Origin of the sequence: Kitasatospora sp. NPDC059795, from assembly GCF_042732175.1 — a bacterium.
GTDB lineage: Bacteria > Actinomycetota > Actinomycetes > Streptomycetales > Streptomycetaceae > Kitasatospora.
On record NZ_JBHWID010000005.1, the window covers coordinates 252,361 to 266,460 of the forward strand.

14 protein-coding genes are annotated in these 14,100 nt (G+C 72.8%); 4 read left to right on the forward strand and 10 right to left on the reverse strand.

Annotated features, from left to right (window positions below; genetic code table 11):
* Nucleotides 1–10: 10 nt before the first annotated feature.
* Nucleotides 11–1,720 carry an AMP-binding protein gene (locus tag ACFV4P_RS13095; protein WP_380470393.1) on the reverse strand — a complete coding sequence of 570 codons (1,710 nt, stop codon included), beginning with the start codon at nt 1,718–1,720 and terminating at the stop codon, nt 11–13.
* 254 nt (nt 1,721–1,974) lie between these two features.
* On the opposite strand from ACFV4P_RS13095, the gene ACFV4P_RS13100 reads away from it, so the two are divergent.
* Nucleotides 1,975–2,847 carry an arylamine N-acetyltransferase gene (locus ACFV4P_RS13100; protein ID WP_380470395.1) on the forward strand — a complete coding sequence of 291 codons (873 nt, stop codon included), beginning with the start codon at nt 1,975–1,977 and terminating at the stop codon, nt 2,845–2,847.
* A 20-nt stretch (nt 2,848–2,867) separates the two neighbouring features.
* Here the strand turns inward: ACFV4P_RS13100 and ACFV4P_RS13105 are convergent, their stop codons facing one another.
* From ACFV4P_RS13105 to ACFV4P_RS13135, 7 genes are all read right to left on the reverse strand, one after another.
* A complete protein-coding gene (locus ACFV4P_RS13105) occupies nt 2,868–3,368 on the reverse strand; it encodes a MarR family winged helix-turn-helix transcriptional regulator (protein ID WP_380470397.1) in 501 nt (166 codons plus the stop codon).
* A gap of 72 nt (nt 3,369–3,440) precedes the next feature.
* Nucleotides 3,441–4,298 (reverse strand): nitroreductase/quinone reductase family protein, encoded by an 858-nt coding sequence (locus ACFV4P_RS13110; RefSeq protein WP_380470399.1) that lies wholly within the window; start codon nt 4,296–4,298, stop codon nt 3,441–3,443.
* 108 nt (nt 4,299–4,406) lie between these two features.
* Nucleotides 4,407–4,886, reverse strand: coding sequence for a macro domain-containing protein (locus tag ACFV4P_RS13115; RefSeq protein ID WP_380470401.1), 480 nt, complete (start codon nt 4,884–4,886; stop codon nt 4,407–4,409).
* Between the two features lie 38 nt (nt 4,887–4,924).
* Nucleotides 4,925–6,391: a multicopper oxidase family protein gene (locus tag ACFV4P_RS13120; protein WP_380470403.1), complete on the reverse strand. Its 1,467-nt coding sequence runs from the start codon at nt 6,389–6,391 to the stop codon at nt 4,925–4,927.
* Complete coding sequence (locus ACFV4P_RS13125; protein WP_380470764.1) at nt 6,388–7,389, reverse strand: TIGR03842 family LLM class F420-dependent oxidoreductase; 1,002 nt, start codon at nt 7,387–7,389, stop codon at nt 6,388–6,390. Before ACFV4P_RS13125 ends, ACFV4P_RS13120 begins: the two co-directional genes overlap by 4 nt.
* 36 nt (nt 7,390–7,425) lie before the next feature.
* On the reverse strand, nt 7,426–8,814 hold the full coding sequence (hydA, locus tag ACFV4P_RS13130; protein ID WP_380470405.1) for a dihydropyrimidinase: 1,389 nt from the start codon (nt 8,812–8,814) through the stop codon (nt 7,426–7,428).
* Between the two features lie 5 nt (nt 8,815–8,819).
* A complete protein-coding gene (locus tag ACFV4P_RS13135; RefSeq protein ID WP_380470407.1) occupies nt 8,820–9,662 on the reverse strand; it encodes a nitrilase-related carbon-nitrogen hydrolase in 843 nt (280 codons plus the stop codon).
* Between the two features lie 281 nt (nt 9,663–9,943).
* Between ACFV4P_RS13135 and ACFV4P_RS13140 the strand changes: the two genes are divergently transcribed.
* Nucleotides 9,944–10,618: a TetR/AcrR family transcriptional regulator gene (locus ACFV4P_RS13140; RefSeq protein WP_380470409.1), complete on the forward strand. Its 675-nt coding sequence runs from the start codon at nt 9,944–9,946 to the stop codon at nt 10,616–10,618.
* Nucleotides 10,615–10,980, forward strand: coding sequence for a VOC family protein (locus ACFV4P_RS13145; RefSeq protein WP_380470411.1), 366 nt, complete (start codon nt 10,615–10,617; stop codon nt 10,978–10,980). Before ACFV4P_RS13140 ends, ACFV4P_RS13145 begins: the two co-directional genes overlap by 4 nt.
* 27 nt (nt 10,981–11,007) lie before the next feature.
* On the opposite strand, the gene ACFV4P_RS13150 is transcribed toward ACFV4P_RS13145, so the two are convergent.
* Entirely contained in the window at nt 11,008–11,904 is an 897-nt protein-coding gene (locus ACFV4P_RS13150) for a serine hydrolase (protein WP_380470413.1), read from the reverse strand.
* Between the two features lie 194 nt (nt 11,905–12,098).
* Here ACFV4P_RS13150 and ACFV4P_RS13155 point away from each other — a divergent pair, with 194 nt between their 5' ends.
* On the forward strand, nt 12,099–13,130 hold the full coding sequence (locus ACFV4P_RS13155; RefSeq protein WP_380470414.1) for a serine hydrolase domain-containing protein: 1,032 nt from the start codon (nt 12,099–12,101) through the stop codon (nt 13,128–13,130).
* A gap of 275 nt (nt 13,131–13,405) precedes the next feature.
* Here the strand turns inward: ACFV4P_RS13155 and ACFV4P_RS13160 are convergent, their stop codons facing one another.
* Nucleotides 13,406–14,071 carry a response regulator gene (locus ACFV4P_RS13160; RefSeq protein WP_380470416.1) on the reverse strand — a complete coding sequence of 222 codons (666 nt, stop codon included), beginning with the start codon at nt 14,069–14,071 and terminating at the stop codon, nt 13,406–13,408.
* Nucleotides 14,072–14,100 lie beyond the last annotated feature (29 nt).

Consider the following 14,100-nt stretch of genomic DNA (forward strand, 5'->3'; position numbering starts at 1 on the left):
CCGTGCCTGATCAGCGGTCGGCGGGCGCAGCGGTCGGGCCGTCGTCGGTGTCGGGCAGTGGCCCGGCACCGGTGAGCCAGTCCCGCAGGACGTTCTTGCGGATCTTGCCGAGCTCGTTGCGGGGGAGGCGCGCCACGGTCTCGACGTGGGTGGGCCAGTACCAGTCGGTCATGCCGCGTCCGGCCAGCCAGCTGCGCAGTTCCGCCAGGTCGGGGGCGCGGTCGCCGGTCGGGACGACGACCGCGCAGGGCAGGTCGCCGTGCTCGGCGGGGTAGCCGACCAGGGCGACGTCGGCGACCGCCGGGTGCTCGCGCAGCTCCGCCTCGACGTCCAGGACGGGGATCATCAGCTGGGTGGTGCCCGAGATCCGGTCGGAGGCCCGGCCGGCGTAGCGCAGGTCGCCGTCACCGTCCGGGCGCAGCAGGTCTCCGGTGGCGTACCAGCCGTCGGTGTCGGCCGCGCGCCACAGCAGGCGGCCGGTGTCGCGGTCGAAGGTACCCAGGCAGGTGGACGCGCTGCGCAGGTCGACCGGCGAGGCCTGGTCCGGTCCGATGGCGGGCGCCATCCGCAGTTCGATGCCGGCCATCGGGCGGCCGACGCTGCGGGCGGCCCGTTCGGGCGGGTCGGCGAGGCCGGTGGCGAGGATCCCGCCGGATTCCGTCGAGCCCAGGGCGTTGACGACGTGCCCGCTCAGGGTGCGGCACAGCAGGTCGACCAGCTCGCGCGAGGGGCTCGCGGCCATCGCGGCCACGGCCTCCCATTCGGGCAGGTCCCTCGGTCGGCGGCCCTGTTCGGTGGCGAGGGCCTCCAGCATGGCAGGCGGGGCGAACGGGGCGCCGGCCCGGTAGGTGCTGATCAGGTCGAGCCAGCGGCCGGCGTCCCACTCGTCGCCGTACAGGGCGCAGGTGCGGTGGACGAGCGGCCGCAGCATGCCGTTCCGGATCCCGGCGCCGTGGCTGAGCGGGGTCAGCACCGGGAAGGGCTGCCCCGGCCGCAGGGCGGGGATCGGCAGCGGCCGGCGGACGCCCGCGTACAGGGTGTTCAGGCTGTGCACGACGGCGGTGGCGCTGCCGCTGGTGCCGGAGGTGAACAGCACCGTCGCGGCCTCGTCCGGTCCCAGCGCGCTGTCGTGCGGCGCGGCCCGGTCGGCAGCGCGCGGGCGGGTGTCGGCGTCGACGGCGCGCGGGCGGGTGTCGGCGTCGGCGTCGGCGTCGGCGTCGGCGGCAGGGACGTCACCGAGGGCGGTGTGGTGGCGCAGGGCGGGCAGGCCGTCGAGGTCCGCCATCCGCTCCGGGTCGGCGGGGCGGTCGGCCGTGACCAGCAGGACGGCGCCGGTGGCGGCCAGCATCCGGCGCACCTCGCGTCGGCCGAACCGCAGGGAGAGCGGCATGGTGACCGCGCCGCTGCGCCAGCAGGCGAGGGTGAGGGCGGCCGTCTCCCACCGGTCGGGCAGGTGGAGGGCCACCACCTCGCCGCGCCGTACGCCCAGCCGGCGCAGCCCGTCGGCGAACCGTTCCACCTGGCCGGCCAGCTCGGCGAAGGTCAGGGTGACGGCCCGGCGTTCTGCCGAGCGCCAGTTGATGATCACGCGCCGGTCGGGCGACTGCTCGGCGGCGTCGCGCAGGTCGTCCAGGAAGGTTTCGTCGCGCCACCAGCCCTGCTCGCGGTAGCGGGCGGCGGTGGCGGGCAGCGGGCGCATGGCGTCGAACAGCTCCGGCATGGATTCCTGCTCCCTCGGGTGGCGAGGACGGCGCCCCCGATGCGGACCGGTCCTCGGCGCCCGGGCCCGTCGGCTCGCCGGGCCCGTGCCAGCACTCTGACACGGCGGCGGGTCGGCCGGTGTGTCCTGCGAAGCTGCGGCGCACCCGAAAGGGTAAGGAGGAGACCATCGGGTGTCGGCCGGCTGTCTCCGGAGACGCCGGCCCCGTGCGGCCGTGGCACGCGGGGTGGTGCAGCCGGTTCGAGGAGGAGCGCATGGGCAGGCCGGTCGGCTCCGTCTGGGGCGGTCAGCAGCTGGACCTGGACGCCTATCTGGCCCGGATCGGGTACGCGGGAGAACGCGCGCCGACGCCGAGGGTGCTGCGCGCGCTGCACGCCGCCCACATCGCCGCGTTCGCCTTCGAGGATCTGGAGGTCGTCCTGGGCCGCGCCGTCCGGCTCGACCTGGAGTCCGTCCAGGCCAAGATGGTCCGGCGGCGACGCGGGGGCACCTGCTGCGAACAGACCCTGCTCTATGCCGCCGCACTGGACGCGCTCGGCTTCGTCTTCACCGCGACGGCGTCCCGCGTACGCCTGGGCGAGCATCGGCTCCGCCCGGCCACGCACTACTCGCTGCGGATGGAACTCGACGGCGAGGCGTGGTTCACCGATGTCGGTTTCGGCGCCGAAGGCCTGCTGGAGCCGATCCGGCTGCGCGACGGCGAGGTCGCGCGGCAGTCCGGCTGGACGTACGGGCTGGTCCGGGAGGACGGCCCGACCCCGGGTACGACCGGGCCGCTCGTGCTGCGCCTCCTGCGGCCCGACGGCTGGTTCGACCTCTACGCGATCGGTGGCGAGCCGCGCTTCCCGATCGATTTCACCGTGACCAGCCACTTCACCTCCACCCACCCCCTCTCTCCCTTTCACGGCAGGCTGCTGGTGCAGAAGCCTGCCGCCGACCGCCGGCTGGTCCTCCGCGACACGGAACTCGCCCGGCTGCTGCCGGACTTCACGGAGGAGCGACGCCGGGTGCCGGCGGGGGAACTGCCCGGGCTGTTGGCCGAGGAGTTCGGGATCGTGCTGGACGCCGAGGACGCCGCCGCGCTCGTCGCGCGCTACCGGGAGGAGCCGGCGTCACGCGGGACGTGAGCGTCCGCGACGCACGGCCGTCACCGTCCCGCCGGCGGCCCTTCGCCGGCCGCGCCCTGTTCGTAGGCCGTCATGGTGCGGACGAACAGGGCGCGTTCGGGCGGGGTGAGGGGCGCGAAGGCGGCGTGCCAGGCGGCGGCGCCGTTGGCGAGCCAGCGGTGGATGGCGGCGCGGGTGGCGGGGTCGGCGGTGAGCGAGACGATGGTGCGGCGGCGGTCGGCGGGGTCGGGGGTGCGGTCGAGGACGCCCTGCTTGGCGAGGTCGGCGACCATCAGGCTGACGGTGGTGGGGGCGACTTCGAGGCGTTCGGCGAGGGTGCCGACCGGCATCGCGCCGTCGTAGACCAGGTAGGAGAGCAACGACAGGTGCCGGGGGGCGAGTTGGAGTCCGGCCAGGGCGTCGGGGACGGCGATCCGTTTGACCCGCGCGGCGACCCGGGGCATCAGCAGCAGCATGGCCCGGACGGCGTCGGGCGCGGTGAGGCCGTCGTCCGGGTCGCGGTCCGGTTCCGGGTGGACCATCCGGGCCTCCTGCTGCTGCACGGTCCTGCGGGCTTGTTCTGCCCGCTCACGGTAGCGGACGGGGAGTCGTGCTCAGCGCGGCGGGTGCGGGGCGGACGGCGGCACCAACTGGGTTTCCTCGTAGGCGAAGTGGGCTTCCAGGCCGTCGGTGAGCCGGTCGAGTTCGGCGCGCAGCGCGGCGGGGTCGGTGTCGGGTGCGGCGAGGCGGGCCTCGAAGCGGGCGAGGGCGTCGGCGACGGTGCGGTGTTCCCGGCGCAGTCGGGCGAGGGCGGGGATCAGCTGGGGGTACTGCTTCTCGAAGGCGGTGAAGGCGCCGTCCTCACGGGTGTGGTGCATGCCGAGGCCGTAGCAGAACTGCAGGCAGTGGTCGCGCAGTTGGGCGGCGAGGTCGGGCCCGGGGACGGGTCCTGCGGTGTCGATCCGGGTGCGCAGGTCGGCGAGTTCGCGGCGCAGGTCCTCGTGGTGGAGCTTGAGTTGGGCGAGCACCCGGCCGGCGATCGCGGGGTCGGCGGACAGGTCGAGCGGGTGCAGGGCGACGACGGGGATGGTGCGGTCGGTGCGCGTGGCGTAGTCGGCGAAGGCCGGGACGCGGCGGACCTGTTCGGCGAACTGGCGCTCGCGTTCCTCGCCGTCGAGGTCGACGGGCCGCACCGACAGGGTGGTCACCCCGCCTTCGCCATCGCCGACTTCGACGGTGGCGCCGCCGGCGGCGAACAGGTTGCGGTACCACTGGGGGTGTTCGGCGGAGCCGGCGTTGGAGCCGAACACCAGGTAGCGGCCGCCGTCCTCGCGGTAGGCGAGCGGGGTGGTGCGGGGCCGGCCGGTGCTGCGGCCGGCGGTGGTGAGCAGCAGGATCGCGGCGAAGCCCTCGACCCGTCCGCCGTGGGCCCGGAATTCTTCGACGACCCGTTGGTTGAAGGTCTTCTCCATGGCTGATCCTCTCCCCCGCTCCCGAATTGCGTTTGCAAGCAAAGACAATCTAGGCAGGCTCCGCCCCGAAGGTCAACACCGGATCCGGGCACCGGACTTGACGGACAATCAGAAATCGTAGACGGTCACGGGTATCCCCTGGTCGGTGAGCCGGGCCGTCACCAGCGGCTCGACGCGCTCCCAGCGGCCGCCCGCCAGTCCGCAGCCGATCCGCGGCATGTGGACGGAGGCGCCGAGTCGGCGGGCGTGGCCTTCGAGGGTGGCGAGGGCGGTGTCGATGGCCTCGTACCGCACGGGGACGCCGGTGGAGCGGCCGGTCTTCATGCCGCGCTGGCCGACCATGTTCGCCACCCACAGGTACCGCTCGACCTGCACCAGTTGGACGGCGCCGAGCCCGAAGTCGTTGCCGGCCCGTTCCCGGTGCCAGCGCCGGTAGGCGGCCTCCGGCTCGGGCCAGCGGCGCGACAGCGCGAGCACGAAGCCCTTGCCCCAGCCGCCGAGGTCGTTGCAGACGTGCGCGACGATCCGCACGCCCTTGCCCTGCGGCGCGGTGGCGTCCCCGCACAGGTAGGTGATCGTCTGTTCCATCCGGGCATGCTGCCATCCGCCGCCGACAGCCGCCCCGGTCAGTGCGCGTGCCCGACGCCCGCGTACCGTCGCGACACGCTGCTCTCCGTCCCGGGCTCGACGGTGACGAACTGGCCCATCATGCCGGCGTCCTCGTGCCGCAGCAGGTGGCAGTGGTACATGTACGGCTCGACGGGGTCGCTGAACGGGCCGAACCGCACGGCCAGCCGGACGGTGGTGCGGGCGGGGGTGAAGACGGTGTCCTTGTGGCCGCCGGTGGGGCGGCCGTCGGCGTCCAGCACCTGGAAGGCGACTTCGTGGATGTGGAAGTTGTGCGAGGTGCCGGTGGCGTTCTCGACCTCCCAGATCTCGACGGCGCCGGCGGGGACGACCTCGTCGATGCGCTGCATGTCCATCGGCCGGCCGTTGATGCTGTCGCGTCCGCTGAGCGTGAAGTGCCGGACCTTCGCGCCGGCGGGCGGCACGATCGGCTCGGGCGCGGGCAGCGCGGCGGGCAACTCGGGTGCGGGGCTCAGGCGTTCGGCGGCGACGAAGCGGATCAGGTCGAGGTCGCCCTTGGCGATGTCGAGGCCGTTGTCGAGGGTGCGCAGCACGACGTTGTCGCCGGGCGCGAACCCGACGAGGATCTCGGCGCGTTCGCCGGGGGTGAGGTCGAGGGTGGTGGCCGCGACGGGGGCGGGCAGCAGTCCGCCGTCGGTGGCGACCTGGTGGAAGGTGCGCCGGTCGGCGAAGGCGAGGTGGTACATGCGGGCGTTGGAGGCGTTGAGCAGGCGCAGCCGCACGCGCGCGGTGGTGACGGTGAAGCGCGGGTTGTAGGTGCCGTTGACCAGGATGCGGTCGCCGAGGATGCCGAACGGGCCGCTCATCGGGTCGCCGTCGAGGCCGCCGCGTTCGGTGAGTTTCTTGTCCTGGAGGATCAGCGGGATGTCGTCGGTGCCGTAGGCGGTGGGCAGTCGGGTGTCCTGGTCGTCGTCGATCAGGAAGAGTCCGGCGAGGCCGCGGTAGACGTGCCGGGAGGTGGTGCCGTGCGGGTGGGGGTGGTACCAGGTGGTGGCGGCGGGCTGGTCGACGGTCCAGCTGGGGCTCCAGTGGCCGCCGGAGGCGATGAGTTGGTGCGGGCCGCCGTCCATCGCGGCGGGCAGGCGCATGCCGTGCCAGTGGACGGTGGTGGCCTCGGGGAGGGTGTTGCGGACGGTCATCGCGATCCGGTCGCCGCGGCCGGCGCGCAGCGTGGGGCCGAGGTAGGCGCCGTTGAAGCCCCAGGTGGTGGTGGGTTTGCCGGGCAGCAGCTCGGACTGCCCGGCGAACGTGATGAGCTCGAAGCGGCGCAGGCCGTCGGGTTCGGGGGCGGGGTTCAGCAGCGGCGGAATCCGCAGCGGGGTGGACAGGTCGAGCGGCGGGGGTGCGGGGTGCGGCTCGGCGTCGGAACCGCAGCCCGCGGCGAGGCCGGCCGTCGCGGTGGTGCCGGACAGGGCGGCGAGGGTGAGGAAGGTGCGTCGGTTCACGCGGTCAGCGCCGGAATGACGTGCTCGCCGTAGGCGTCGACGGTGCTCTCGCGGGCGTCGTGCATGGCGTACACGGCGAACTGGTCGACGCCCAACTCCCGTAGCCTGTGCAGCTTTTCGATGTGCGCCTCGACGGGGCCGAGCAGGCAGAAGCGGTCGACGACGGTGTCGGGGACGAAGTCGGTGGAGGGGTTTCCGGCGCGGCCGTGGTGGCTGTAGTCGTAGCCGTGCCGGTTCTTGATGTAGGCGGTGAGTTCCTCGGGGACGGCGGAGGAGTGTTCGCCGTACCGGGCGACCAGGTCGGCGACGTGGTTGCCGACCATGCCGCCGAACCAGCGGCACTGTTCGCGGGCGTGGTCGAGGTCGTCGCCGACGTAGGCGGGCGCGGCGACGCAGACGGTGATGGCGGCGGGGTCGCGGCCGGCGTCCTCGGCGGCGCGGCGGACGGCCTTGACCATCCATTCGGTGAGGTAGGGGTCGGCGAGCTGGAGGATGAAGCCGTCGGCCTTCTGTCCGGCCAGGGCGAGCGCTTTGGGGCCGTAGGCGGCCATCCAGACGGGCAGCCGGCCGTCCTTGATCCACGGGATGCGGATCGGGCTGCCGTCGACGACCGCCTCGCGGCCCTCGGCGAGGTCGCGGATGGCATCGATGGCCTCGCCGAGCCGGGCGAGCGTGTTGGGCGCCCGGCCGGCCACCCGCATCGCGGAGTCGCCGCGGCCGATGCCGCAGACGGTGCGGTTGCCGTACATGTCGTTGAGGGTGGCGAAGGTGGAGGCGGTGACCTCCCAGGTGCGGGTGCCGGGGTTGGTGACCATCGGTCCGACGTGCAGCCGTTCGGTGTGTTCGAGGATCCGGCTGTAGATCACGAACGGTTCCTGCCAGAGCACGGCGGAGTCGAACGTCCAGCCGTAGCCGAAGCCGTTGCGTTCGGCGCGGCGCATCAGGTCGACGACCGTGGCGGCCGGCGGGTCGGTCTGCAGGACGAGTCCGAAGTCCACTGCGGGGGTTCCCACTTTCAGAGGTGCCGGCGGGTCTCAGAGGTACTGGCAGGTGGAGCGGGGCAGGAAGGCGCCGTGGCCGGGGCGGCCGAGGTACTGGCCGCGGTCGAGGACGACCTCGCCGCGCGACAGGACGGTCTCCACCCGGCCGGTGACGGTGCGGCCCTCGTACGCCGAGTAGTCCACGTTCATGTGGTGGGTGGCGGCGGACAGGGTGTGGGGGGCGTGCGGGTCGTAGATCACCACGTCGGCGTCCGCGCCGGGCGCGAGGGTGCCCTTGCGCGGGTAGAGGCCGAACATCCGGGCGGGCGCGGCGCAGGCGATGTCGATCCAGCGGCGGCGGGTCAGGTGGCCGTCGACCACGGCCTGGTGCAGCAGGTCCATCCGGTTCTCCACGCCGGGCAGGCCGTTGGGGATCTTCGAGAAGTCGCCGCGGCCGAGTTCCTTCTGCCCCTTGAAGCAGAACGGGCAGTGGTCGGTGGAGACGACCTGGAGGTCGTCGGTGCGCAGCCCGCGCCACAGCGCCGCCTGGTGGTCCTTGGGGCGCAGCGGGGTGGAGCAGACGTACTTGGCGCCCTCGAAGTCGGGTTCGGCGAGGTTGTCGGTGGAGAGGAACAGGTACTGCGGGCAGGTCTCGCCGAACACCGGCAGGCCGAGGTCGCGGGCGGCGGCGATCTCGGCGAGCGCCTCGCGGGCGGAGACGTGCACCACGTACAGCGGCGCGCCGGCGACGCGGGCGAGTTGGACGGCGCGGTGGGTGGCCTCGGCCTCCAGCAGGGCCTTGCGGACTTCGCCGTGGTGGCGGGGGTCGGTCTCGCCGCGGGCGAGGGCCTGTTCGACCAGCACGTCGATGGCCGGGCCGTTCTCGGCGTGCATCATGACCAGCCCGCCGGTGTCGGCGGCCTGCTGCATGGCGCGCAGGATCTGGCCGTCGTCCGAGTAGAAGACGCCCGGGTAGGCCATGAACAGCTTGAACGAGGTGACGCCCTCGCCGATCAGGCCGGGCATCTCGCGCAGCGTCGACTCGTTGACGTCCGACATGATCACGTGCAGCCCGTAGTCGACGGCGCAGCGGCCGTCGGCCTTGGCGTGCCAGGCGTCGAGGCCGGCCCGCAGCGAGGCGCCCTTGGACTGGACGGCGAAGTCGATGATCGTGGTGGTGCCGCCCCAGGCGGCGGCGCGGGTGCCGGTCTCGAAGGTGTCCGAGGCGAAGGTGCCGCCGAACGGCAGCTCCATGTGGGTGTGGGCGTCCACGCCGCCCGGGACGACGTACTTGCCGCTCGCGTCGAACACCCGGTCCGCGGTCCAGTGGTGGCGTCCGGGCAGGGCGAGGGCGACGACCGTGCCGTTCTCGATCAGTACGTCGGCGTGCAGTTCGTCGGCGGCCGTGACGACCAGTCCGCCGCTGATCAGGGTCCGGGTCACGGCGCTCACGCCCCGGTGAGCGGGCCGTAGGCGTCGGGGCGGCGGTCCCGGTAGAACGCCCACTGCTGCCGGACCTGGTCGATCACGTCGAGGTCGAGTTCGCGGACGAGGAGTTCCTCGTGCTTGTCGGAGGCGACCTCGCCGACGAACCGGCCGCGCGGGTCGACGAAGTAGCTGGTGCCGTAGAAGTCGTCGTCGCCGTACTCCTCGACGCCGACCCGGTTGATCGCCGCGACGAAGTACTCGTTGGCGACGGCCGCGGCGGGCTGTTCCAGCTGCCACAGGTACGCGGAGAGGCCGCGGCTGGTCGCCGACGGGTTGTAGACGATCTCCGCGCCCGCGAGGCCGAGTGCCCGCCAGCCCTCCGGGAAGTGCCGGTCGTAGCAGATGTTCACGCCGACCTTTCCGACCGCCGTGTCGAACACCGGCCAGCCGAGATTTCCGGGCCGGAAGTAGTACTTCTCCCAGAATCCGTGCACCTGGGGAATGTGGTGCTTGCGGTACTTCCCGAGAAAGCTGCCGTCGGCGTCGATCACGGCGGCGGTGTTGTAGTAGAACCCGGCCTGTTCGACCTCGTACACGGGCACCACCATCACCATGCCGAGCTCCCGTGCCAGGGCGCACATCCGTTGCACGGTCGGGCCGTCCGGGACGGGCTCGGCCCAGGCGTAGTGCTCGGGTTCCTGCACCTGGCAGAAGTACGGCGCGTTGAAGACCTCCTGGAAGCCGATGATCCCCGCTCCCTGCGCGGCGGCGTCCCGCGCGGCCTTCTCGTGTGCCGCGATCATCGATTCCTTGTCGCCCGTCCACGCGGTCTGGAACAGGGCGGCCCTGACGATACGACTCATGGTCGCACTCCTCGCTCGAAGGCCCGACGGAAAAGGCACCGTAGATCGTCGAGACTAGGAGGTGAAAGGGGAATGCCGAAGTGCCACGCGGGAAGCGACGGAAATTCGACATCGGCACGATTTCCGGATCGTCTGTTTGTCGGTGGCGAACTCGTCCTCACCGCCTCCCCGCGTGCGCGCCGCACTGGACGGATGCGCGACCCCCGCCGGAGCCGCCGACGAGTAACCGGCGGACGCGCGGCCCTTGACCGGAGTGAGTACTCACTCCGATACTGGCGGCCATGACCGACACCCCGCCCGAACGGCGGCGCAGAGCGCCCGCGATGGACGCCGAACAGCGGCGCGAGATGATCGTCCGAGCGGCGACGCCGCTGGTCGTCGAGCACGGCGGCGGGGTGACGACCCGGCAGATCGCCCGGGCCGCCGGGATCGGCGAGGGCACGATCTTCCGGGTCTTCGCCGACAAGGACGCGGTGCTGGACGCGTGCGTCGCCGAGGCGCTGCGTCCGGGGCCCGTGCTCGACCGGATCGCCGCGATCCCGCTCGCGCTGCCCCTCCCCGACCGGCTGGTCGAGGCCGCCGCCGCACTGCGCGCCCACCTGGACCGGCTGGGCGCACTGCTGGGCGCACTGCACGCCACTGGCGGACGGGCCCGCACCGGCAGACAGGCCCGCACCGGCGCGGCGCCCGACCGCGCCGCGGGGACGCTGCCGGTGCGCCTGGCGCTGGCCGAACTGTTCGAGCCGGAACGGGAGTTGCTCCGCCTGCCGCCCGATCGGCTGGCGGCCCTGTTCCTCGGCCTGCTGTTCGCCGGTGCGGCCGGCGCGGCCGACGAACAGCCCCTGAGCCCCGCCGAGCTGGTCGACGTCCTCCTGCACGGCACACTCACCGGCCCCGCTGCCCCTGCTGCCCCCGCGACCCCTGCGACCCCTGCGACCCCGGAAGGCCGATCGTGACCATCGCCCTGAACCACACCGTCGTCCCGGCCGTCGACAACGAGGCCGCCGCACGCTTCTTCGCCACCGTGATGGGCCTGGAGTACGCGGGCCCCGACCGCCACTTCGCGCCCGTCCGGGTCAACGCCGGCCTCACCCTGGACTTCCTGACCGTCCCCGACCCGGCCGGCCACCACCTGGCGTTCGACGTGGACCCGGCCACCTTCGACGGCGTCCTCACCCGCCTGCACGCCACCGGCACCCCGTACGGCAACGACCCGTCCACGCCCGACAACGGCCGCACCGACCACCCGCTGTACGCCCGCGGCCTCTACTTCACCGACCCGGCGGGCAACCTCTTCGAAGTCATGACCACCGCCTGAAGCGCCTACCCCCGATCCACTCCCGATCTACTCCCGCAGGGCCGCGACCGCCTGCCGGGCGGCCTCGCCGATCGCGTGGTTGATCGCGGCGTCGTCCGAGCCCAACGGGGAGCGGGTGAGGACGGCGGCGGCGTACTGGCGACCGTCCGGGAAGGAGACCACGCCGATCTCGTTGCGGACCACGCCGAGCAGGCTGCCGCTCTTGGCCGCGACCCGCACCGGCGGGCGGAACCCGCTCGCGATCCGGTGCCGGGTCAACTGGCTCGCCATCACCTTCCGCACCCGCGCGCACGCCGCGGCCGGGCCGGCCCCGTCGGTCCAGATCAGGCGCAGCAGTTCGGCCATGTCGCGCGGGGTGGTCCTGGTGCCGTGCGCCGGGTCCATGGCGCGGGTGTTCGGCAACTGCCCGTCCGCTCGCGCCAGTTGCTCCTTCGCGGCACCGGCCGCCCAGTCCTGCAGATCCGCCCAGTCGGCGCGGCCGAGGTCCTCGCCGATGCTGTCGAGCATGGTCCGCAGGTCCGACTCGACGAACGTGCCGGACAGGCCGAGCCGCGTCGCCGTCGCGTTCACCGCGTCGACGCCGACCCGGCCGAGCAGGGCGTCGGTGGCCGGGTTGTCGCTGATGGTGAGCATCAACACCACCAAATCCCGCCAGGACAAGGCCACTTCGTCCTCGAACAGCGAGGTCCCGACCGGCCCGAACGTCCGCTCGGCGGCCCCCAGCACCACCCGCTCCCGCCCGTCCAGCCGCCCGTCCACGAACGCGCTCTCCACCTCCAGCGCGATCTGCACCTTGAACACCGACGCCGACACCATCACCCGGTCCGCATCCAGCACGATCTCGCCGCCCCCCGCCACCTCCCGCACACACAACGCGCCTTCGCAGCCCGCCCGTTCAAAGATCTCCCGCAAGTCTCCCGTCATGCCGCGGATTCTGCCAGCGCCACACACAGGCCCAACCCCCGGGTCCGCCGCCGACGGACCGCCCTGATCGCCGCCCTGGCGGCCGAGGGCACCTCTACGATCCGAGGCAGGTACCACCTGCGACGTGGCTACGGCGGCCTGCTGCCCAAACTCGCCTCGCTCGGTGCCAGGCTGACGATTGATCAGGAGATGCCGTGACCGCCACCGCGTGGAAGCCCGTCCAGCTCGCCGACCTGCGCGAGTGCCTGGAGTTGATGACCGCCGACGGCACGGTGCCCGGCGGCGTCATCGCCCACGGTGCCCTCGACGGGGAGTCCGGCTTCCTGACCGCCGGCATCGTCGCACCCGAGTGCGGCGACGCCCGCCCCGGCCCGGACACCGTCTACGACGCGGCCTCGCTGACCAAGGTGGTCGCCACCTGGCCGCTGATCGGCAGCACCGGCATCGACCTCGACGCCCCGGTCCGCACCTTCCTGCCCACGGTGGCGGCCGAGGCGCCCGGCGGGAAGGTGACGGTCGGCCAGATCCTGGCCCACACCACGGGACTTCGGGCCGACACCCGCCTGGACCAGTACCGCAACCGGAACCAGGACCTGGCCGCCCTGATCTGCGGCGAGGACCTGATCGCTGAACCCGGGGCCGGGCACCGGTACATCAACCGCGGCTTCATCCTCGCCGGCCTCCTGCTGGCCCGGGCGACCGGCCGCCGCCTGGACGACCTGGCCGCCGACCTGTGGACCTCACTCGGCATGACCAGCACCGCGTACGGTCCGATCAGCCGCTCCAGCCGGGTCGCGCCGACCGAACAACGCCTGGCCGGGGCCCCGCGGCTGTGGGGGATCCCGCACGACGACAACGCGGCCCTGCTGGGCGGCATCGCCGGGCACGCGGGCGTCTTCACCACCGCCGCCGACCTGGCCACCTACGCGACTGCCCTGCTGGCCGGTTACCGCGACGGCACCGACCTGGGCCGCTGGCTGGCCCGCAGCACCGTCCCGCAGGCGGTGATCGAGCCGGGCCTGAACCGGGGCCTGGCCTGGATCCTCACCGCCGACGGCCGGGTGGCCTACCACCACGGCTTCACCGGAACCAGCCTCTACCTGGCCCCGGCCACCGGCCGCTACCTGGTCATCTGCACCAACGCGGTCTACCACCACCAGGACAACCGCACCCGCCTCGCGCCCTTGCGCGCCCTCGCGCTCAAGGCGATCACCGCCGAACCCTAGGGAGGAACCGGCCGTGGCACCGACCACGCTCGCACCCCTGACCACCCTGCGGCTCGGCGGCCCCGCCGACCGCATCCTGACCGTCGCCGACCCCACCGACCCCGCCGACCCCCACCGACTGGGCCGACACCGTCCACGCCGTCGACCAGTCACCGGTCCGGCGAGCCGGCCCCGACCGCAAACCGCCCAGACCTACGCCCTTTCTGTCGAGATCCACGCCATGGAAGACGGACGTGCCTCACGCCTCCGCCGGTGGACGCAGCGGCGTTGAAGTCCTAGTTGTATTCGAACCAGGTCAGGATGGCCTTCACCCGGCGGTTGTCCTCGCCGGAGGGCATGCCGAGTTTCACGAAGACGTTCCCCACGTGTTTGGCCACGGCGGCGCCCGAGAGGAACAGCTCTGCCGCGATCTCCGCGTTGGAGCGGCCTTCGGCCATGAGAGCGAGCACCTCCTGTTCGCGGGCCGTGAGCCGGGCGAGCGGGCCCCGCGGCGGGTCGGCGCGGGTGACGTGGCGGACCACCTCGGGGTCGATCACCACTCCGCCGCCGGAGACCGTCTCGACGGCCCGCAGGAACTCCGCCACTCTGCCCACCTTCTCCTTGAGCAGGTAGCCGACTGCCCCGTCGGCGCCCGGGCCGTTCAGGAGTTCGCGCACGTACGGGCCCGTGACGTAGGCGGAGAGGATCAGTACCGGCAGGTCCTGGTGTCGCGACCGAATGTCGATCGCCGCCCGGAGTCCGTCGTCGGTGTTCCCGGGCGGCATGCGAACATCCGTGATCACCAGGTCGGGGGCGGCTCCGGCGGCGGCGAGGTCGTCGACAGCGGCGACCAGTTCGTCGGCGTCCTCGCATTCGCGGATCACGTCGTGGGCATTGGAGACCAGGATCTCCCGTATTCCGGCGCGTATCAGCAGACTGTCGTCCGCCAGGATGATTCTCACAATCGATTTCCCATCGCTTTTCCCGGTCG

Excerpts from the sequence above, each read along its gene's own strand:
- ACFV4P_RS13095 (WP_380470393.1), bottom strand. The coding sequence starts at position 1,720 with ATGCCGGAGCTGTTCGACGCCATGCGCCCGCTGCCCGCCACCGCCGCC.
- ACFV4P_RS13100 (WP_380470395.1), top strand. The coding sequence starts at position 1,975 with ATGGGCAGGCCGGTCGGCTCCGTCTGGGGCGGTCAGCAGCTGGACCTG.
- ACFV4P_RS13105 (WP_380470397.1), bottom strand. The coding sequence starts at position 3,368 with ATGGTCCACCCGGAACCGGACCGCGACCCGGACGACGGCCTCACCGCG.
- ACFV4P_RS13110 (WP_380470399.1), bottom strand. The coding sequence starts at position 4,298 with ATGGAGAAGACCTTCAACCAACGGGTCGTCGAAGAATTCCGGGCCCAC.
- ACFV4P_RS13115 (WP_380470401.1), bottom strand. The coding sequence starts at position 4,886 with ATGGAACAGACGATCACCTACCTGTGCGGGGACGCCACCGCGCCGCAG.
- ACFV4P_RS13135 (WP_380470407.1), bottom strand. The coding sequence starts at position 9,662 with ATGAGTCGTATCGTCAGGGCCGCCCTGTTCCAGACCGCGTGGACGGGC.
- ACFV4P_RS13140 (WP_380470409.1), top strand. The coding sequence starts at position 9,944 with ATGACCGACACCCCGCCCGAACGGCGGCGCAGAGCGCCCGCGATGGAC.
- ACFV4P_RS13150 (WP_380470413.1), bottom strand. The coding sequence starts at position 11,904 with ATGACGGGAGACTTGCGGGAGATCTTTGAACGGGCGGGCTGCGAAGGC.